The 20566-nt window shown below is 60.1% G+C and carries 18 protein-coding genes and 1 pseudogene; 10 read left to right on the plus strand and 9 right to left on the minus strand.

Translation table 11 applies throughout. The features are described from left to right. From A9D15_RS16085 to A9D15_RS01980, 4 genes and pseudogenes are all read right to left on the minus strand, one after another. A protein-coding gene (locus A9D15_RS16085) for an IS5 family transposase (RefSeq protein ID WP_425304720.1) occupies nt 1–766 on the minus strand; the annotation gives its coding sequence in 2 pieces (ribosomal slippage) (nt 1–445 and nt 445–766; 767 coding nt annotated over the 2 pieces). This gene is flagged as partial in the annotation. A 74-nt stretch (nt 767–840) separates the two neighbouring features. After that, the gene (locus A9D15_RS16365) at nt 841–2484 is read right to left on the minus strand and encodes a hypothetical protein (RefSeq protein WP_172807439.1); all 1644 of its coding nucleotides are present in this window, start codon (nt 2482–2484) and stop codon (nt 841–843) included. Between the two features lie 17 nt (nt 2485–2501). Further along, a complete protein-coding gene (locus tag A9D15_RS01975; protein ID WP_066761302.1) occupies nt 2502–3908 on the minus strand; it encodes a site-specific integrase in 1407 nt (468 codons plus the stop codon). Between the two features lie 145 nt (nt 3909–4053). After that, nucleotides 4054–4938, minus strand: a pseudogene (locus A9D15_RS01980) (ATP-binding protein); the annotation flags it as partial. Between the two features lie 212 nt (nt 4939–5150). Here A9D15_RS01980 and rpmH point away from each other — a divergent pair. The 6 genes from rpmH (at nt 5151) to A9D15_RS02010 (ending at nt 9916) form a co-directional block, all read left to right on the plus strand. Next, nucleotides 5151–5285, plus strand: a complete 135-nt coding sequence (rpmH, locus tag A9D15_RS01985; RefSeq protein ID WP_066557510.1) for a 50S ribosomal protein L34 — start codon at nt 5151–5153, stop codon at nt 5283–5285. A gap of 237 nt (nt 5286–5522) precedes the next feature. Next, nucleotides 5523–5945 (plus strand): ribonuclease P protein component, encoded by a 423-nt coding sequence (gene rnpA / locus A9D15_RS01990; protein WP_066761303.1) that lies wholly within the window; start codon nt 5523–5525, stop codon nt 5943–5945. Then, complete coding sequence (gene yidD, locus A9D15_RS01995; RefSeq protein ID WP_144097828.1) at nt 5942–6151, plus strand: membrane protein insertion efficiency factor YidD; 210 nt, start codon at nt 5942–5944, stop codon at nt 6149–6151. Before rnpA ends, yidD begins: the two co-directional genes overlap by 4 nt. 69 nt (nt 6152–6220) lie before the next feature. Beyond that, complete coding sequence (gene yidC / locus A9D15_RS02000) at nt 6221–7999, plus strand: membrane protein insertase YidC (protein WP_066761434.1); 1779 nt, start codon at nt 6221–6223, stop codon at nt 7997–7999. 1 nt (nt 8000) lies between these two features. Continuing rightward, the gene (gene yihA, locus A9D15_RS02005) at nt 8001–8681 is read left to right on the plus strand and encodes a ribosome biogenesis GTP-binding protein YihA/YsxC (protein ID WP_066761305.1); all 681 of its coding nucleotides are present in this window, start codon (nt 8001–8003) and stop codon (nt 8679–8681) included. A 257-nt stretch (nt 8682–8938) separates the two neighbouring features. Next, a complete protein-coding gene (locus A9D15_RS02010; protein WP_172807440.1) occupies nt 8939–9916 on the plus strand; it encodes a DUF4349 domain-containing protein in 978 nt (325 codons plus the stop codon). On the opposite strand, the gene A9D15_RS02015 is transcribed toward A9D15_RS02010, so the two are convergent. Beyond that, a complete protein-coding gene (locus A9D15_RS02015) occupies nt 9913–10893 on the minus strand; it encodes a sulfite exporter TauE/SafE family protein (RefSeq protein ID WP_066761309.1) in 981 nt (326 codons plus the stop codon). The genes A9D15_RS02010 and A9D15_RS02015 overlap by 4 nt on opposite strands. A 210-nt stretch (nt 10894–11103) precedes the next feature. Between A9D15_RS02015 and A9D15_RS02020 the strand changes: the two genes are divergently transcribed. The 4 genes from A9D15_RS02020 to A9D15_RS02035 all read left to right on the plus strand — a co-directional run bounded on the left by A9D15_RS02020 (nt 11104) and on the right by A9D15_RS02035 (nt 14927). Further along, nucleotides 11104–11778, plus strand: a complete 675-nt coding sequence (locus A9D15_RS02020; protein WP_066761311.1) for a glutathione S-transferase family protein — start codon at nt 11104–11106, stop codon at nt 11776–11778. A 138-nt stretch (nt 11779–11916) separates the two neighbouring features. Next, nucleotides 11917–12132: a hypothetical protein gene (locus A9D15_RS02025; protein WP_066761313.1), complete on the plus strand. Its 216-nt coding sequence runs from the start codon at nt 11917–11919 to the stop codon at nt 12130–12132. Between the two features lie 185 nt (nt 12133–12317). After that, nucleotides 12318–12959 carry a ParA family protein gene (locus A9D15_RS02030; protein ID WP_066761318.1) on the plus strand — a complete coding sequence of 214 codons (642 nt, stop codon included), beginning with the start codon at nt 12318–12320 and terminating at the stop codon, nt 12957–12959. A gap of 99 nt (nt 12960–13058) precedes the next feature. Further along, the gene (locus A9D15_RS02035; RefSeq protein WP_066761320.1) at nt 13059–14927 is read left to right on the plus strand and encodes a S8 family serine peptidase; all 1869 of its coding nucleotides are present in this window, start codon (nt 13059–13061) and stop codon (nt 14925–14927) included. A 68-nt stretch (nt 14928–14995) separates the two neighbouring features. Here A9D15_RS02035 and A9D15_RS02040 read toward each other — a convergent pair whose 3' ends face one another. From A9D15_RS02040 to A9D15_RS02055, 4 genes are all read right to left on the minus strand, one after another. Continuing rightward, entirely contained in the window at nt 14996–15757 is a 762-nt protein-coding gene (locus A9D15_RS02040) for a helix-turn-helix domain-containing protein (protein WP_066761323.1), read from the minus strand. 19 nt (nt 15758–15776) lie between these two features. After that, entirely contained in the window at nt 15777–17774 is a 1998-nt protein-coding gene (thrS, locus tag A9D15_RS02045; protein WP_066761436.1) for a threonine--tRNA ligase, read from the minus strand. 284 nt (nt 17775–18058) lie between these two features. Then, entirely contained in the window at nt 18059–18475 is a 417-nt protein-coding gene (locus tag A9D15_RS02050; RefSeq protein WP_156521613.1) for a hypothetical protein, read from the minus strand. Between the two features lie 723 nt (nt 18476–19198). Further along, nucleotides 19199–20275: an OmpA family protein gene (locus A9D15_RS02055; protein ID WP_066761327.1), complete on the minus strand. Its 1077-nt coding sequence runs from the start codon at nt 20273–20275 to the stop codon at nt 19199–19201. Nucleotides 20276–20566: the final 291 nt, after the last annotated feature.

Below are 20566 nucleotides of genomic sequence, written 5' to 3' on the forward strand. Positions count from 1 at the left end.
TAGGCCCTGTTGACAAACTGATTGGTCCAGAGGCGGGCGGCGGCGATATGTATGAAGCCGAGATAGCTTGCTGAGGTTTTGTCGTATCGGGTTGCGAGGCGGCGCGAGCATTTGAGCTTGGCGAAGCACCGCTCAATACGGTTCCGCAAGGCGTAGGTGACGGTGTCGTGCGGGATCGGCTCTTTGCGATTGGCCTTGGCCGGGATCACTGGTGTTCCGCCACGCTCGGTGATCGTTGCCCGGATATGATCGCTGTCATAACCCCGGTCAGCCAGGAACACGCGAGCCGTCGGCAGGTCATCGTCGACCAGAGCATCGAAGCCTTTGAAGTCAGATACTTCACCTCCCGTTACTTCCGCCCGGACAGGGAGGCCGTGAGCGTTGGTAATGAGATGGATCTTGGACGTGAAGCCACCTTTTGAACGGCCAAAACCCTGTCTTTGAGTCCCCCTTTTGCGCCCGCTGCCAAGTGGTGCGCGCGGATCACGGTGCTGTCGATCATCTGGACGCTGTCTGGCGCTGCGCCGCTATCGTTGAGGGCATCGAGCACCAGTTCCCAAAGTCCGGCCAGGGTCCAGCGCCGGAACTGGCGATACACGCTCGACCACTTGCCGAACTCTTCAGGCAGATCACGCCAGGCAGCACCGGTTCGAGCAATCCAGAAAATACCATCGAGAACAAGGCGGTGGTTGGAGGCCGGGCGACCGCCTTGCCCCCGGATCGCTATCAAAAAGGGTTCAAAGAATGCCCACTCGGCATCCTCCATCAGCAACCGCGCCAAGATAACCTCCGCAAAAGCTATCTTGAATCACATCTCGCAGCGATTGTGAATCCAGTTTGTCAACAGGGCCTAGTTAACTCGTCTTGCGACGGACCGACGCTGCTCGCAATATCCGTCGCAGATTTGTAGCCTCGCCTAGGCCTAGCGGCTGGCCAACTCACGAGGCCACGGGTCTGGAATTGGACCTTGAGAGCTCGGAGAAGCTGAAAGCCCCACTGCACGTAAGGGCCGTAGCGCGGGTGCGTCCTAACAGCTCTATGCCGGTTAAGCGAAGCAAGACCTAAATCTCCATCAACCCAATCAACTAAGAAACGAAGATCAAATGAGCAGCTTGCGTAAGACGAAGGAGCTCCCGATACAATCCATTCCTCAAGAACCTGTATTTTTGCGATTAGATTAGTAAAATGAGCTGATTTCGGCCTTTTCAGATGTTTAATGGAAAGCGAATCTAATAAACTTTTAATATTATCAATTAGTTCACTGTGACGATTATATATTGAATTTCGTTTCCCGGTCAGAATTGGAATAACAACAATCCCGTAATCAGGATCCTCCCAAGATGAAACCCCCTTCATATCGAAATTGATCCATACTTTTTTATGAATCGGAATGCCGTGTTGCAACCAAGCTTTGAGGACGTAAAAACGTCTCTCTAGCTGAATTTCAATTATATCATAATTTTCTGAATTAATAATATTCTTGCAGGGCGGCGTAGATATCTCTGTCAGCTTTTTGTCATTGTCTCGCCGCGCATGCACTTCTCTTCTTGTTTTCTCGAGAAATATTTTCCCTTCAGCGATCATAATATCGGAAAACTCAGGGGAAAACTTTTTAATCCTATGAAGTTCATGCAGATTAATAGAGTGATTATTTGGTATAATCTCTCCATTTATAACTATATCTCGCGCAACATTTCGGATTATTTCTAGATCATATTCCGACAAATCTATTGGATTGATTGGGGCAGTAAGGTCAAATCCTTCCTCTTTTAGCTGAATAATATATTTAGAATTTACTTCTTCAAACGCCTTTCCGTCAGTGATGTCCAACAGTACAGCCTCGCAAGCATTTGGCGGACGCTCAAAAGCACACAATTTAACTTGCTGTAAATGTGCGATACCAGTGCGAACTCGTGTGATCGCTGCCTGAATCTCTGCTCGTGCCGCTCCTAAAATCTGATTAGCGACATATGGACTATAGGCGTCCTTTGGATTGGATCGCGGCTTCGGTGCGCTACTGACGTAGCTTAGCCGGTCGCCGTGATGAGGATGATCAAGATCCTCGGAGACTGTGTCCACATCGGACTCGCGCGACGCTCTCAGAACCACGATAAGAGCTTGCAACCGTTTGTAGTTCGCCTGGCTCGAGCCTACGTCGATACAATCAAGGAACCGTCGATCTATATCACGTAGACAGAGTATTCGCTTGTCCGGATCAAGCTCGTCGATATTTGAGAGAATACCCCCAATCGCAAGGCGATAACTGATAAACGTATTGAAGTTGCTGAAGTGCTTCTGGACAACTACCATTCTATGGAATACGGAAAGGAAATCGAGTGCCAGTTCTCGCCTCGAATATCGTTCGAAGTTCCATTCTGTGTTCTGACCGGCGATCCAGACAACAAGATGCAAACCATCAATTTTGGCATCACTACTGAGTAAAGGCTTGCGCACTAATGCCGGCGCGGCGCAGTCAAAGTTCACGCTCCTGCGACGATGTGTCATTTCCGCCAACCTAGAGTTGCGTCCCAACCTTCAGTTGCTCGGGCAACGAGTTCTTGATTATCCTCGACATAGGTAAGGTACTTATACGTGGTCTGAATGCTCCGGTGCCCCAGAAGCGTCTGTAATTGGCGAAGAGGGTCGCCCACGACCCGATCGTATACCTCTCCTCGACGGTCGAGCCGCCCACGTTCTGCGCGAACATCAAGAAGGCCCTTCAACATAAAACTAAGGTGATGGACCGCGAAAGTATGGCGCAGCATATGCGGAGTTACTTTAAGCTCTGGATCGTCTTCGGGGCCCACAGTTACGCAGGCGGCGTCAAACGTCGATAACCAAGTGGAATTTGTGACGCATGATCCGACTTCGGACACCCACAAAAATCCAAAATCGATGATTTTGAAGGATTGGCGATTATTATTTGCAGCAACCTCAATAAGCTTCTTGCGCTCGCGCTGAGTCAGTTTAGCCATTGGTACAACGAGCTTTTCAGCATCGCCCGCAATAATGCGGATTTTTTTACCTTCGACACGTTCGAAGAATATAAAATTCGACAGCCTCTCTAGGCCGTCGATTGAATAGGACTTACGAGGAAAAAGCCTAGCGATGGTCTGCGCAACCACATGCGCCCGCTCCTCTTCCACGTAGGGATCAAGGAAGTGGCGAACGAAACGCTTTGAAAATGGAACATCGCGTCGCTTCTCCCACTTTGTGATGGTCGCCGGCAACTCGACCATTATGGTGTTGTGTGCTTCAAATCGCGATCGGTCCGGCACCTCGTGCCGGAGTAGGAGCGCGCCCTCAGTGCACCGTGCACCCGACGTAACCAGCAGGTCGGCGAAAGCGGCATTCCTAAGTCGGTTGCGATTGCCAGCCATCCCGACGTTTCGAAAGCGTAGATAGTCGGGCAAGCTGATCATTCGTACGCGATCATCTACCTCAACACTGGCTCTGAAGTCTCGCCACCTTATACCATCGAATTTGAGCTTCAGATGTCCAAGCAAGCGCAAAAGTGCCGCCGCAACTTTATTCCAGCTAGTCGGCTTTAGCCGAACCTCGAGCGATCCATTGAGGCGCGCGTTTCGGTAGTCCCAGAGGTCGTCTTCGACCACTTCTGTGAGTTGCCGCCCCCGATGTGCGAGGTAACGAGAAAAAACTTCAGCTTCCCGCGTGTAAGTAAGCGCGGTTAATTCGGACCGCTCAGTTCGAGAAACCATGGTCGCGAATTGCGTTAATTGCTCATCAATATCCCATTGGTCGTCGACGACGATCGGCTGACCTTGCCTGATCGCATAATGATCAACGCTCGTTCGTGCCGCCTCCAGAATGCCCATGTCCACGACATCTCCATCTAGAAATGGAATCGGCCGAAACAATTCTTCGGAACTGAAACGGAAAACGGTCATGGCTGCTCCATCTGGAGATTAGACAAACACCTTCAAGTTTTCTCGTCAAGGAGTGAAACTGCACCCGAACTTCGCAAGAGAACATTGATATGGCTGAAACCAAATTTTGAAGCACTCATGAGACTTTGCTAGATCTTCGTGGAGAACCGAGATGCGCGAGACTGACCTCGCCCGGCTTTACCTTCAGCCCCCCGCCCGTCAGCGCCGCCATCGACGCCGAATGGTGCGGCGCGCGGAACGGACGGGCGCGGCTGATCCGCCCGTCCTCGAGCAGGCCCGCAACCGACTGGACCATGCTGGTTTCCAGCGCCTCGCCGCTCGTCAGCGGAGGCAGGATGCCCGGCAGGCAGGAAGCGAGCAGCGACTTGCCAGCACCCGGCGGGCCGATCATGAGGAGGTTATGACCGCCCGCAGCCGCGATCTCCAGCGCGCGCTTGGCAGTCTCCTGCCCCTTCACCTGCTTGAGGTCAGCCTTCGGCACAGCCATCTCGATCGCGCCGGCATCAGGGGCGGGAAGCTGCTGCGTGCCCTTAAGATGGTTCAGCAAGCTGATCAGGTCGGGCGCGGCGATCACCGCCTCGCCATCGGCCCACGCCGCTTCGGCCCTTTGCGAGGCCGGGCAGATCAGTCGCTTGTCGTCCGCGGCCGCGTGCATCGCGGCCAGAAGGACACCGGGGGATGCGACGATTCGCCCATCAAGCGCGAGTTCGCCGACGACGACGTGATCGACCAGCTGTTCGGCATCGGTGACCCCCATCGCGGCAAGCAGCGCCAAGGCGACGGCAAGATCGTAGTGCGAGCCTTCCTTGGGCAGGTCGGCGGGCGAAAGGTTGATCGTGATCCGCTTGGGCGGCAGGGCAAGGCCCATGGCGGCAAGCGCTGCGCGAACACGTTCGCGACTCTCTCCCACCGCCTTGTCGGGCAGGCCGACGATGTTGAACGCAGGCAGTCCCGGTGCCAACTGGCACTGAACTTCCACGCTGCGCGCCTCCAGCCCAAGATAGGCCACGGTGCGGACCAGTGCGACCATGTCTTTGATGCGACCCCGAAATTTCCTTTAATCGTTGTCATGGACCGGGAGATATTCGCCTGTCGAGAGGCAGAGGCCCGCTAACCACATGCTTGACTCTGTTCCGTCATGGCCGTAACGGCGCACCCACACAGGCGGTCGCCTTCACCGGCGGCCCTTTTTGTTCGTGTCGCAGATGCGGCCATCAGTCGAAGATTTTTGAGGAATTCGCCATGAAGCGCACTTTCCAGCCGAGCAACCTCGTGCGCAAGCGTCGCCACGGTTTCCGCGCCCGCCTCGCCACTCCCGGTGGCCGCAAGGTTCTGCGCGCCCGTCGTGCACGCGGCCGCAAGAAGCTGAGCGCCTGAGCCTAAGCGCGTGTCTGCGTCCGGCATGATCCGGACGCACCGCCTTGCTCGACGGCCCGCGCCCATCTGGGTTTGCGGGCCGTTGCTGTTTGGTTTGCTACGCCGCAACCCAGACCACGGGGCGCAAAGCGACACCCGCAAGCGCGAACGCGTGCCCGAGCTTATACGAGGAAGCCATGGGGCGCGGACGCGCCCCGCCCGGCGTCTGAGAGCGAAGGCGCAAGCCTTCCAGCAAACATGACAAAACCCACGGTCATCCGAAAGCGATCCGATTTCCTGGCCGCCAATCGCGGCATCAGGGTCGCTCGCCCCGGTTTCGTCCTGCTGGCGCGCCCCAACGGGCTAGAGCCGCAGGCTATGCGATACGGCATCACGGTGACCAAACGAATCGGCAATGCCGTCGTCCGCAACCGGATGAAACGCAGGTTTCGAGAACTGCTTTGGGCGAACCTTCCCGAACACGGCCTTCCCGGGCATGATCACATCCTGATCGGCCGCGACGGCGGGGTGGAGCGGGACTTCGAAAAACTGGACGAAGAGCTGCGCATGGCCCTGTCCCGCGCCCGCGAAGGCAAGGGCGACCCGCCGCGCAGCCGCAAGCCCGGCCCCCGCCGCAACGGCCCGAAACAGGGCGGTAAGCAGGAGAAGCGCACATCATGAAGTGGATCCTGATCGGCATCGCCCGTCTGTGGCAGATCGGCCCTTCGGCCATCCTGCCGCCATCCTGCCGCTTCAGCCCCTCGTGTTCGCAGTACGCGATCGAGGCGCTTCGCAAGTACGGCGCGATTAAGGGTGGCTGGCTGGCGACCAAGCGGCTATTGCGCTGCCACCCGTGGGGCGGGTGCGGCCATGATCCGGTTCCCTGACCGGCATCGGCCTTATTTATTTAGACGGAAATTACCGAAGGTTTCGAGGTGGAAAACAACCAGCGCAACATGATCACGGCAGTGGTGCTTATCGCACTGCTGATGCTCGGCTGGGAGCTGGGTCTCAACTATTTCTACCCGCAGCCGGAAGAACCGGTCGCGGCGGAATCGACCGAGATCGCGGCAACCGACGATGAAGAGCCCGCGGTCAAGCGGACCCGCGAAGGCGGCCTGACCGACCCTGACCAGATCGCCGAGGAAGAAGCAGATCTCGACCAGTCGCTGGGCAGCGCGGACCGCATCGCCATCGACGCGCCCGAAGTTGCCGGCTCGATCAACCCGGTCGGCGCGAAAATCGACGATATCGTGCTCAAGACCCACCGCCAGACGGTCGAGAAGGATTCGGGCCCGGTCCGTCTCTACAGCCCCGAAGGCACGCCCGCGCAGCAGTTCGCGCAGTTCGGCTTCATCGGCGACAACGTCCGCCTGCCCTCGTCCGACACCGTGTGGCAGGCCGAAGGCGACAAGCTAACGCCCGACAGCCCCGTGACGTTGACGTGGAACAACGGCGAAGGGCTCAATTTCTCGATCCGTTACGAGATCGACGATTACTACATGATCAAGGCGACGCAGACCGTCGCGAACACCAGCGGCAGCGATGTCGCTGTCCGCCCCTTCGGCCTTATCAACCGCACCAGCAATACCGCCAGCGTCGACACCTGGACCGTCCATTCCGGCCCGATCGGCGCGTTCGACGGGTCGGTCGAGTTCGGCAACGACTATGACGATGTCGCCGAGGAAGGCACCATCGCGGGCAAGGGCGCGGCGAACTGGATCGGGTTTACCGACATCTACTGGCTCTCCGCCCTCGTCCCGCAGGACGGCGCGACGACCAGCACCGACTTCCGCTCGCTCGGCGATACGAAGTTCCGTGCCGACGTGATCTACGACGCGATGACCGTGCCGGCGGGCAAGCAGGTCTCACGCACGACGCAGCTTTTTGCAGGCGCCAAGGAAAGCGATGTCCTCGACAGGTACGAGGAAACCGGCATCGCCAACTTCGGCCTCGCGATCGATTGGGGCTGGTTCCGCTGGTTCGAGAAACCGATCTTCTGGCTTCTGAAGTGGTTGTTCGAACTGGTCGGCAACTTCGGCGTCGCGATCATCCTGCTGACCGTGATCGTTCGCGGCCTCATGTTCCCCATCGCCCAGCGCCAGTTCGCCTCGATGGCGGCGATGAAGGCCGTGCAGCCCAAGATGAAGGCCCTGCAGGAACGGTACAAGGACGACAAGCAGGTGCTCCAGTCCAAGATGATGGAGCTCTACCGCGAGGAAAAGGTGAACCCGCTGGCCGGCTGTCTGCCGATGTTCCTGCAGATCCCGGTCTTCTTCGCCCTCTACAAGGTGCTGATGCTGGCGATCGAGATGCGTCACCAGCCCTTCATCCTGTGGATCAGGGACCTTTCGGCGCCCGATCCGCTGCACATCCTGAACCTGTTCGGCCTGCTCGATTTCAACCCGCCGGGCTTCCTTGCCATCGGCGTGCTGGCTTTGCTGCTCGGTTTGACGATGTGGCTGCAGTTCAAGTTGAACCCGGCGCAGATGGATCCGGCCCAGCAGCAGATCTTCATGCTGATGCCGTGGTTCATGATGTTCATCATGGCACCCTTCGCGGCCGGCCTGCTGATCTACTGGATCACCTCGAACCTCCTGACGATCGGCCAGCAAAAGTGGCTCTATTCCCGTCACCCGCAGCTCAAGGCCGCGGCGATGGAAGAGCAGAAGGAAAAGCTGAAGGCCGACCTCGCCAAGGAAAAGGCGGAAAAGACCGGAAAGGCCAAGGGCTAAGGTGGACGAAAGCCTTCCCGAAGATCCCGGTCAGGCCCTCTACGAGGAGCGTGCACGCAAGCTCTTTTCGGGGCCCGTGACGTTCCTGCTGTCGGCCCCTGCGATCAAGTTTCTGCCCGAACCGACGGTGCCGGAAATCGCGTTCGCGGGCCGGTCGAACGTGGGCAAGTCTTCGCTCTTGAACGCGCTGACAGGGCGCAAGGCGATCGCGCGCACCTCGGTCACGCCCGGGCGCACGCAGGAGCTGAACTACTTTAATGTCGGCGGGGCCGAAGACGGGAGCGAAGAGCCCGAATTCCGGCTGGTCGACATGCCCGGCTACGGCTTTGCCAAGGCGCCGCCCGCGATCGTGAAGAAGTGGCGTTTCCTTGTGAACGACTACCTGCGCGGGCGACAGGTGCTGCGGCGCTGCCTGCTGCTGATCGATTCGCGCCACGGCATCAAGCCGGTCGACCTCGAAATCATGGAGATGATGGACATCGCCGGCGTCTCTTATCGTGTCGTCATGACCAAGGCCGACAAGGTGAAGGCGAGCGAACTTGCCAAGACCATAGAAAAGGTCATGGCCGAAGCGCGCAAGCACGCCGGGGCCTATCCCGAGATCTCGGTGACGAGTTCGGAAAAAGGCATGGGCATCGAAGAACTGCGCGGCTTCGTCCTGCAAAGCGCCGAGGGCGGCTGAGCGATAGACTGGCGCGGGTGACAAAGGTTACACCCTGTCACCCACCTCCAACATGCCAGAACCCAAAGATCTGTGCGGCCCCGGCCTTGCGCGGCGCAGGGTGACACATTGCGGGTAAAGCGGATCCGACGATGGCAAAGAACGGGCGCTATAGTGGCGGGACATCGTCCTGTAGGAAAACGGTTTTCCAGACGCCGCGCCTTTCCATGCCTCGCCAGACATGCAATGACTCCCTCGTGAAAGTCATCGGGGGGTGGATGAAAAAGCTGTATTTGCCATTAGTCTGCCTTGGCCTGCTTGCCGGTTGCAGTGACGCCGGGACAGAACTGACGGCCCAGGACCTCATCGCGGACACCGAAGCTTCGAGCTCGGATGCGCCGCGTAACAAGTTCGGCTTTGCGGAAGCGCTCCATCAGGGGCCAAGCCTCTTGCCCGATGCGCCCGTTCCGGCTCGCGATTCGGGCGTCAGGGTCATTCCCAAACAGTCCGGTTCAGCCGAAGCGACGGCCCGGGCCAGCGAGACCGAAGGCGGCCAACAGATCGCCTATTCCTATGGCTTCGGGTTCAGGATCGCCGGTGACCATATTGCCGAACTTCAGGAAGCGCATATCGCCACATGCGAGGCCATGGGCGAAAAGTGCCGGGTCCTACGCACGTCGCAGGCCCGAACTGATCTGGACGCATTCGGCGAGATCAACCTGCAGGTCGCGTCGGATCAGGCGGGGTTATTGGAAAATGCCCTGTCCGATCCTGCCGAAAAGCTCGGCGGGGAACTGATGTCCTCCGTTCGGGACGGCGAGGACTTGTCAGAGAACATCGTCGACACGCAAGCCAGGCTCAACTCGCGCCTCGTCCTTCGGAAAAAGCTGACTGCAGTCCTGCAGAACAGCAAGGGATCGACGGCCGAACTGATCAAGGCCGAAGAGGCGGTCGCCGACGTAAACGAGCAGATCGATGCCACGCGCGCAAAATTGCAGCAGTATCGCAACCGCATCCGGTTCAGCGATGTCCGGATAACGTACGAACCCGAATACGGTCAGTCCCGGATCGGCTTCGCGCAACCGGTCATGGAGGCGGCAGGATCGATCGGCACCACGCTCGGCATCACGATCGGCTTTCTCATCTACGCGATCACCGCACTCGTACCGATCGCGCTGCTGGTCCTTGCGATAAGGTGGGTCCTGCACCGGTTCGGGTATCGCATCCGGTTCTGGATGGAAGGCAGCAAGGGCTAGACCTTCTCGGCTGCCACGACACGCTCTCGTGACAGGCGCGCCAGCGATAGCCAGAACACGCCGAACAGGATCACGCTGAGCCCGATCGACCAAGCGATCTTTTCGACGCTCGGGTTCTTCAGGTTGAAGTAGGCCATCTGGAAGAGATTGAGCGCGACGACCGCGCGCAGCATCCATTCGACGTGCAGCTTGTGCAGAATGTAGCTGCCGAGCGGCGCCATCAGCAGCACGACGGGATAAGCGCAAAGCCAAGTCTGGACCTGGTAATCGGTGATGCCCCCGTCCCAGAACACCCTGTAGCCGAATCCGAGGATGCTGAGGGCGGCCATCAACATGATACTCATGTGCGTGGCGACCTTCTCGTCCATGCGAAAGCGCGTCACCAGCAAGGTATAGAGCACGATGTCCGCACCGGTGCCGAACAGGCTGGCGCACATCCCTCCGGCGATCAGGACCGCGCCCAGTAGAGCGAGATCGGCGGGCGTTTTCGTATCGAGCAGCCGGCGTTCGCCGCGATGCTCGCTCGATACATAGGCGAGCGCGAATGTCAGGATGAGGCTGAGGAACAGGGCCTGAATGACATGGACGGGGATCGCCTGCAGCAGTGTCATGCCCAGTACGAAGCCGGCAAGGCTGACCGGTACGAACAGCAGAACTGGCGCATAGGTCGAAAGCCGGTTTCCCTTGCGCGTCAGTATCCAGATGCTTGCGCTGGTCATGCCGACCGACTGGATCATCAGGCTGAAGTCGCGGGCCATCTCGCGCTTGATCTCGAAAAAGACGCTGAGCACCGGAAAAGCAACCGCGCCGCCGCCCTCTGGCGTCAGGCCCGCGATGAACGCGCCCAGTATCATCGTTGCCGGATAATGCCAGTGATCGAGCAGGAAAGGGACCGAGCACAGGAACGCGAACAATGCCGCCCAGAGCAGCATCATGACGATGTACCAGCCCCTGAAAATGCGGCTCTCGAAGAACATCCGTCGCTCCCGAATTTGCAAGCCGGAAGCTTGAAAGCCCGCTGGCATTGTTCGCGATGCCACATGTCCGCAGCCGGGTCGACTGGTTCGGATCAGCGTGGGCTGCAAGGTAACGCCGCGAAGCTCCGCGACACTGGCAAAGCATCACCTCCCACTCGACACCCCAGCCCGCCCCCGCTAACCCATCTGTTCAGCTAACAGGGCGTTTTCATGAAACTCATCATCGGCAACCGTAATTATTCCAGTTGGTCGCTGCGCGGCTGGCTCGCCTGCAAGCAGTCGGGACTCTCGTTCGAGGAAATCACCGTCAACATCAGCGGTGAGGACTGGGAGAATGCCAAGCGCGACTGGGACGACGTGCAGCCCTCGTCCGGCAAGGTGCCGATCCTGTGGGACGATGACGTCGTTATCTGGGACAGCCTCGCCATACTGGAACACCTTGCCGACAAGATCGGCGGAGAGAATGGGCGCAACCGCTTCTGGCCGAAGGACCCGGTGGCGCGCGGACTGTGCCGCTCGATGGTCGCGGAAATGCATTCGAGCTACCTGCCGCTGCGCCGTGCGACGCCGATGAACGTTCGCCGCCGGGTCGAGGGGCACGAGATCTCCGACGAAGCGAAGGGCAACATAATCCGCATCCTATCGCTCTGGGCAGAGGCGCGCAGCCGCTTCGGTCATGGCGGGCCGTTCCTGTTCGGCACCTACAGCGCCGCCGACATCTTCTATGCTCCCGTCGTCAGCCGCTTCATCACTTACAGCATCGGCGTCCCCGGTTTTGCGCAGGCCTATATGGAGGCGATGTGGGATCACGACTGGATGCAGCAGTGGGTCGAAGGTGCGGACCAGGAAGACTGGCGCATCGAGGCTTTCGAGGTTGCAGACTGAGGGAGAAATCTACTTAAAATCAGTGGCTAAATGAAATTCGTCCAAAATGTGGCAAGAATATGGACATTGCGCCGCAGCATGCAGTATATTGCACCCGCGCGCTCGCTTTCGAGTCTGGCGCAAAGGGAATGTATCACCATGAAGAAGACTACACTCACCATTCTCGCAACTGCAACCGCTTTCGCCCTCGTCGGCTGCAGCCAGGAAGCTGCTGAACCCGAAGTCGAAGCGACCGAAGAAGCAGTGGTTGAAGCACCTGTCGTCGAAGAACCGATGGTCGAAGCCACCGAGACCCCGGCCGTCGAAGCGACCGAAGCCGTCGTCGTCGAAGAAACCGAAGCCGCCGCTGAGTAATCTCGCGAAGCTTCGTGAAGGGCCTCGCTCCGAAGGGAGCGGGGCCTTTTTCTTTACCTTATTTGCGCGAAATCCATCCTCTTTTCGCAAGTGCAGCATTTTTCTTCCCATTGGAGGGTTTGAGACGTATCATGCGCCGTGAACACGGGGCCTTGGATCGGCCCGCATGAGGGGAAATCGAGCCAATGCCCACCGTTGCCATCGTCAGCCAGAAGGGCGGATCGGGCAAGACGACGCTCGCCCTGCACCTTGCCACCGCAGGCGCCTATTCGGGCAAGAAGACGATCGTCGTCGACACCGACCCGCAGGCGACCGCCGCCGCATGGGCGGACTGGCGCGGTGATTTTCTTCCCGAAGTCGTGACCAGCCCCCCTGCCCGCCTCGCCCGAACGGTCGAGAAGCAATTGGCCAGCGGAGTCGAGCTTGTCGTCATCGACACACCGCCCCACGCCGATGCCTCTGCGCGCGAGGCGATCAAGACCGCCGATCTCGTCCTTGTGCCCAGCCGCCCGCGGGCATTCGATCTCCATGCGCTGGAAGCGACAGCCGAAATGCTGCAGTTCGTCGGCAAGGACGGCAATGTCCTGATGAATGGTGTTCCGGCGCGCGCAACCAGGATGCTCGCCGATGCCAAGGCCAAGGTCGAGGCACTGGGCCTGTCGGTCTGCCCCGTCATGTTCGGCGAGCGCGCCGCATTCCACCGCGCATCGGGCGATGGCGAGTCCGCGACCGAGTTCGACCCTGAAAGCAAGGCAGCGGACGAAGTACGCGAGCTGTGGAAGTGGGTCTGCAAGGCCACCGGCATGAAAGTTGGCAAGAAGTTCTGACGTCGAGCGACAACGTTTCACTTGCGATCAGGCAGAGATTGAAGCAGCCTTGACCCATCCAAGGCCGAAGTCACCGGTCAATTTGGATGGGGGAGATCCATGTTAAAGAGCCGTATTCTGGCGGCAACTCTGCTTGCTTGCCTGTCGCTTGTCGCCTTGCCTGCGGTCGCGCAGGACAAGGCCGCCGACGGGCGCATCATCGTCAAGACGCAGGACGATCTGCCACGTTTCACGTACCAGATCGACATGAAGCCGAGCGAGCTTCTTGCCACCGACGACGCGACTTTCAACGCCTTCGCATCACGCGTAGAGGCCGACATTGACGATATGCTGGCCAAGTACCTGATCGAGGACAAGGCGACGATGCGCAGCGTGCTTGACCTCAAGGGCAAGATCGCGCTGCTGAAAGGCAACGATTCCACCGCGATGAAGACGATCGGGCAGGAGCGCGCGCTGGAGGAAAAGCCCGACGCGAAGCTAACCAACGGCCTTCGCGACGAAGCGATGATCCATGCGACCGAGCAGGCCCATGCGTCCAGCGGCGAGGTCTATGAACTGGCCTATGCCAGTTACCTCGAAAGCGCGGTGTCGCAGCTTCCCTGGGATGTCGTCGGCACCAATCTGAAGTCGCTGAAACGCAGCGCACTGATTGCGGGCACCGGCAGGCTGATCGGTACGGCACAGGCCGATTTCGACCCGACCTACGAGGCCAACGAGGGCAGCATTTCGCAGAATATCGGCGCTTCGCTGATCTACATGCGCTATTCGATCGACCGCTGGGTGCCGGTCGCGGACGAAACCGCGCAAGTGCTGTCCAAGCATATCGCCGCCAACGATGTGCGCAAACCCGACATCTGGGAAGCGCGTGAAGTCACCTTGGCCGAGAGCGACGACCTGCCCCCTGTAGTCGTCGCCATCTGGGATTCGGGCGTCGATCTCGATCTCTTCCCGGGGCGGGTCCATACCGGCGCGACACCGACCGATACGACGGGCGAGAGCGGCATCGCCTTCGACCTGCAGTCCATGCCCGAACTGGGCGACCTGCAGCCGCTGACCGATGCGCAGCAAGCGCGATATCCCGCAATGCAGGACGACATGAAGGGGTTGAGCGACCTTCAGAACTCCATCGACAGTCCCGAGGCCGATGCCGTCGCTGCGCGTATCGCGAACCTGAAGCCCGAAGAAACCGAGGACTATCTCGAAACGCTTCGCCTGTTCGGCAACTATTCTCACGGAACCCACGTGGCCGGCATTGCGGCGCGCGGTAATCCTGCGATCCGGCTGGTCTATGGCCGCATGACGTTCAGCTGGGAAACGATGCCACCCAAGCCGACCGTCGAACTGGCAGAGCGTTCGGCCGCGGCGATGCAGGCCTATGTCGACTGGTTCAAGAAGAACAATGTGCGTGTCGTGAACATGAGTTGGGGCGGATCGCCCGCAGGCTATGAACCGGCGCTGGAAAAGCACGGCATGGGCAAGGACGCGCAGGAGCGCAAGGCCATGGCCCGCCGCCTGTTCGAGATCGGGCGTGACGCACTGTTCGCCGCGATCAAGGGCGCGCCCGATATCCTGTTCGTGACCGCAGCGGGCAATTCGGACAGTTCGAACAGCTTCGACGAATCCATGCCGTCTAGCTTCGTTCTGCCCAACATGCTGACCGTCGGCGCGGTCGACCAGGCGGGCGATGAAACCGGCTTCACCAGCTATGGCGAAAATGTTGTCGTCCACGCCAACGGGTTCGAAGTGCCCAGCTATGTGCCGGGCGGTCGCACGCTCGCGAAATCGGGCACGTCGATGGCATCGCCGAATGTCGCGAACCTCGCGGCCAAGCTGATCGCTCTCGACCCGTCGCTGACGCCGGTGGAAGTGAAGAAGATCATCGTCGAAACCGCAACGCCGACTGATGACGGACGCCGTAACAATATCAACCCGAAGGCCGCGGTCGCCATGCTGGAAAGCGAAAGCTGACCGCCAGCATTACGAGTGCCAACAAAAATGGCGCGGGCTGCATCACGCGGCCTGCGCCCTTTTTTGTATCAGCGGATGAAGTAGCCCACGACTTTCCAGTCCGCGCCTTCCTTGCGCATGACGACCGTTTCGATCGCGGACGGCGCATTGGCGAAGGCAGAGGCAAATTCCAGCATTTCGTATTCGCCGTCCGGCGCATTGGGCAGCTTTTCGCGCGCAGTCGCCTTTACCAGCGTGCGAGACTGGATGTCGCCCAGCGGCGCGCGGACAGGCTTTGCCATTTCGGCCCAGCGTTCGGCCGTGACGCCTGCGTGAAACAGCTCTCCGGCTTCGTACCAGCTTTGCTCGTACTCGGCCGCGTCGGTGAGTTTCAGCCAGCTTCGCGCGGCGGCCTCGCCTTGCGATGCGACCTGCGGGACCGCCTCGGTCTTTTCGGGTTGCGCGCTACCTCCGGCGCCAACGCCGCCCAGAACGGCAAGTGCGATGATGAGCGACATGATGAGCATTCCTCCAGCTAGCCACACGAGGGGCAAGCCCCGGCGGCGGCGTTCGACATGCCCTTGTTCTAGAATGCCGGCAGTAAGCGTCGCGCCCCTGATTTCTTCGGGTGCAAGATTTTTGAGTTCCTGCGCCTCCGCCTCACCCAAGATTCTTGCGGCCTCGCGGCTGCTCGTCACCCCGAGTTTCTGACGGGCATTGCGCAGCCTGTCGTTCACCGTGTGAACAGACAGGCCAAGTTCGGACGCAATGGACTTCGCCTCGTGACCGGCGAGAAGCATTCGCAGGGTTTCCTTTTCCCGCGAAGTCAGGCTCTCGGTCGGATCGGTCATCGCGCCCCCCTTTCGCGCGTTACCGAAGATCGGGCGCGCTGGCCTCGGTTTTCAGCATGGAGATCGCTTCATCGAGGGTCATCACCCTCTGGTGCTGCTGGCCCAGCGTGCGGACGGCAACGGTGCCTTCCTCGGCTTCGCGCATGCCGACGACCAGCAGGTGCGGGACCTTGGCGTGGGAATGTTCGCGCACCTTGTAGTTGATCTTCTCGTTGCGAAGATCGCTTGTCACGCGGATTCCCACGGCCTTCAGCTTCGCGACCACTTCGTTCGCATAGCCGTCGGCGTCTGACACGATGGTCGCGACCACAGCCTGAACCGGAGCCAGCCAAACCGGCAGGCGGCCTGCGAAGTGTTCGATCAGGATGCCGATGAAACGCTCGTAAGATCCGAAGATCGCGCGGTGCAGCATGACCGGACGGTGCTTGCTGCCATCCTCTCCCACGTAAGTCGCGTCGAGGCGATCGGGCAGCACGCGGTCCGACTGGATCGTGCCGACCTGCCAGGTGCGGCCAATGGCATCGGTAAGGTGCCATTCGAGCTTGGGCGCATAGAACGCGCCTTCGCCGGGCAGTTCTTCCCAGCCGTATTCCTCGGTGGCCAAACCCGCCTCGCGAACCGCGTTGCGCAGTTCTTCCTCGGCCTTGTCCCAGTCGGCATCGCTGCCGAAACGCTTTTCGGGGCGCAACGCAAGCTTGATCGAGTAGGTGAAGCCGAAGTCCTTATAGACCCGGTCCGCCAGTTCGCAGAAGGCGCGGACTTCGGCGACGATCTGGTCCTCGCGGCAGAAGATGTGCGCGTCGTCCTGCGTAAACTGGCGTACGCGCATCAATCCGTGCAACGCGCCGTGCGGTTCGTTGCGGTGGCAGCAGCCGTTCTCATAGATGCGCAAAGGGAGGTCGCGGTACGACTTGATACCCTGGCGGAAGATCAGGACGTGCGCAGGGCAGTTCATCGGCTTCAGCGCCATCCAGTCGGCGTCATCCGACACGATGGGACCTTCGTCTTCCACGTTCGGCACTTCGTCGGGGATGACGAACATGTTCTCACGGTATTTGCCCCAGTGACCCGACTGCTCCCACTGGCGCGCGTCCATGACTTGCGGGGTCTTCACTTCGTGATAGCCGGCATTGTCGATGGCGCGGCGCATGTACGCTTCCAGCTCGCGCCAGATGACATAGCCGTGCGGGTGCCAAAATACGCTGCCGTGCGCCTCTTCCTGAAGGTGGAACAGGTCCATCTCGCGGCCCAGCTTGCGGTGGTCGCGCTTGGCGGCCTCTTCCAGCCGCGTCAGGTAGGCGTTGAGCTGTTTCTTGTTGAGCCATCCGGTGCCGTAAATGCGCGTCAACTGCGCGTTCTTCTGGTCGCCGCGCCAATAGGCCCCTGCAACGCGCATCAGTTTGAAGGCCTGCGGGTCCAGCTTGCCGGTCGATGGCAGGTGCGGACCGCGGCACATGTCGAGCCAGTCGTCGCCCGACCAATACACGGTCAGTTCCTCGCCCTCCGGCAGTTCGGCGGCCCACTCGGCCTTGAACGTTTCGCCTTCGGACAACCATTTGTCGATCAGCTGCTGGCGGGTCCAGACCTCGCGGCGCAGAGGCTTGTCGGCCTGAATGATCTCGCGCATCTTTTCCTCGATGGCGGGAAGATCGTCCATCGAGAACGGCTCGCGCGAAGACGGCGCCATCACGTCGTAATAGAAACCGTCGTCGGTCGCCGGGCCGAAGGTGATCTGCGTGCCGGGCCACAGGGCCTGCACCGCCTCTGCCAGGACGTGGGCATAGTCGTGGCGGGCGAGTTCAAGCGCCTCTTCCTCGTCGCGCGAAGTGACAAGAGCGAGCTGGGCATCACCCTTCAAGGGGCGCGAGAGGTCCACCAGTTCGCCGTCCACCCTGGCGGCGATGGCGGCCTTGGCAAGGCCGGGGCCGATCGCGGCGGCAACGTCCGCCGGGGTGGAGCCTGGCTCCATTTCGCGCACCGAACCGTCGGGCAGGCTGATCTTCAAGAGCTGGGTCATCGTCTCTTCGTCTCGAATTCGCATTACGCGCGGCCATGGCACAAGGAGGCGCGCACGCAAAGAGGCGTCTGGGATAGGTTCGCCCGTCCGGGAAAAGGAGACGCCGCCCTTGCCCGAACCATGCGGGCGGCGGTGGCTTGCTGGCTAGCGCGCGACCGTCCGCCCGGAGGTAGTCCGGGTGGTGGTAGTCGTCGTGGTTGTCAGCTTCGTGGCCATGGCTGCGCGCCTAGCACGCGCGGACGCGCCTGTCATGCCTTTCGGATTACCCGGCGTGCCTTTTTGGCCTATTCCGGTGGGGCGGGCGGAGCCTTGCAGTTCGCGACGCAGCGCGAGCCCTGCCCGGGGCGAAAACCGCCGCTGACACGGATCGCACTGCCATTGGCGAGATCATAGGTTTCCGCGTCCGTCCCTTCGAGCGCATCGACACCCGCGGGCACGGCATAGCCGCCGCTACTGCCACCACGGCGCGAAGGTGCGCGCGGGCGGACGGCGCGGGCCTGCCGTGTCGTGCTGATCGCACTGCTGGCGCGGTTGATGGAGCCGGTGATCGAGCGTCCGAGATTGCGCTGCGCAGAACCGGTCGCCTGCCCCGTGCCGCCAAGGATGAGCGCGCTTTCCGCCGCGTCCTGCGCCACCGCAGCACCGGGCACAAGCGCCAGAGCGCCGACAGCACCTGCCAAAAGAACCGTTTTCCTGATCATCCGACCCCCCTTTTCGCGCCGGAAGCGCGTTACCACGCAAGTATGATACGCCTCTTTTTCCAATCCGCAAAAATGGCGTCGGAAGAGTTTATCGATCGCACTATCTCAGGGGCTTTCCTGTTCGGCATGCCCCAAGGCGATCGTGCTGCCCGGTGCGGCAACGGCGGTCACCGCTCGCGGCCATCCGCATCGTCGACAGCTGCCTACACTGCGACCGGTGTGGCTACTGTGCCAAGCACCTCTTCTCTGATGAGGAATTCTTCCTGAAGATGCCCGCCTGAAGAGGCCCGAAGGTCTCTACATCATAGAGGCCGCGCCGCTGCTTTGCGCCGGCATCGCGACGTTCTCGCCGCTGCGCAAGTTCGGCGTCACCGAGGGGAGTCGCATCGCGATGGTCGGCCATTGCGGGCTCTTGGCCACATGGCGGCCAATATCGCCTCGGCCATGGGCCGCACGTTTCGACAATCATCCTTACGCCCGACAAAGCGAAGGACCCGGACGAGCTGTCCGGAGATGTTTTCCTGCTCTCTTCCGACGAGGACGCGACGGACAAGGCCTCGAACGGTTTAGACGTCATCATCGAGACCTTGCCGGTCGATTACGACATTAACTCTTACTTGGCGCTGCAAATCCTGACTCGCGAAAAAAGAGGCAGGCAACGAAAAAGGGGCCGGAGTGATCCGGCCCCTTTCTCTTGTTTCGTTTCCGAGTGATCGGAAAGAATTACATGCCCGAACCCGGACCGTACGTGATCTCCACGCGGCGGTTCTGGAGTTCGCGAACACCGTCGGCAGTCGGCACGCGCGGGTTGCTTTCACCGAAAGCTTCGCTCGTGATGGCCGATGCCGGGATGCTGCGGGCCGTGAGGTAGGACTGAACCGAGTCGTTACGACGCTCGGACAGGCCCATGTTGTACTGCACCGAACCCGAACGGTCGGTATAGCCTGCGAGCATGATCGGAACGCTGTCGCAATCGGCGTAAGCCGCAACGGCGCTGTCGAGGATGCTTGCCGCCTCAGGGGTGATTTCAGCCGAATCCCAGTCGAAGAACACGATGTACGGACCCGTGTTGCAGACCGCTGCCGGCGGCGGCGGCGGGGGCGGCGGGGGAGGCGGCGGCGGCGGCGGCGGGGGCGGCGGCGGGGGCGGCGGCGGCGGAGCCATGCCGAAGTTGTACGCCAGCGTCGCCATCAGCGAGTGCGAAGCGAAGTCGTAGTCAACGTCCTGGCCGCCAGCATCGATGACCGAGTTGTTGTCGGCGCGGAAGTAGCGATACTTCAGGCCGAGATCCCAGTTGTCCGAAAGCGGGGTGCGGACGCCGGCGATTGCCTGCCATGCGAAGCCCGTGTCGGTATCGTCGATGTTGTAGCCGGTGGGTGCAGCAACCTGCAGCTTGGTACGGGCAACGCCGACACCGCCGCCGACGAAGCCCTGGAGGCCGTCGTCGTCACCGAAGTCGAGCATGCCGTTGAGCATGAAGCTCAGCGCGCTGGTGCCGCCGTCGATGTCGTCTTCATACTGCATGCCGGCGCGAGTGATCTTGTCCTCGTTCGCACGACGATAGCTGCTTTCGGCTTCGAGACGGAACATGCCGAAGTCGTAACCGACCGCGCCACCGACGTCGTAACCGTAATCCGTGTTCAGTTCACCCGAGTTCTCGACGCCAGCGACATCAAGATCGATGTTCTCGACCTTGGTGACACCGCCATCAAGTTCGATGTACCAGGCATCATCGCGAGCCATCGCAGGTGCCGAGAGCACCGTCGAGGCAAGAGCGATGCCAACAATGGCTTTCCTCATACTTTCCTCCTGAAAAATTCGAACATTCGAGCTCAGTTCAGCCCTTAACTCACTTCAAGCTAATTCGATCCCCCTTTTCGAACCTCCGCCTAAAAAAAGTCATGATTATCTGTGCATGATGGACGCTCGATGCCCATTCGGCAAGACAATGTCATGACAATGGTTATTGCATAGGGACATGCAAAGCGGAAGCAGGGTAACCTTTACCTGTGCATGGTTGGCCGAAGCCGTGGCCGACTGACCGGGAACCCGGCAGGATTGCCCTGCATCGAATTACCTGCATCTCGCCAT

It is taken from the genome of Croceicoccus pelagius, from assembly GCF_001661915.1.
Lineage (GTDB): Bacteria > Pseudomonadota > Alphaproteobacteria > Sphingomonadales > Sphingomonadaceae > Croceicoccus > Croceicoccus pelagius.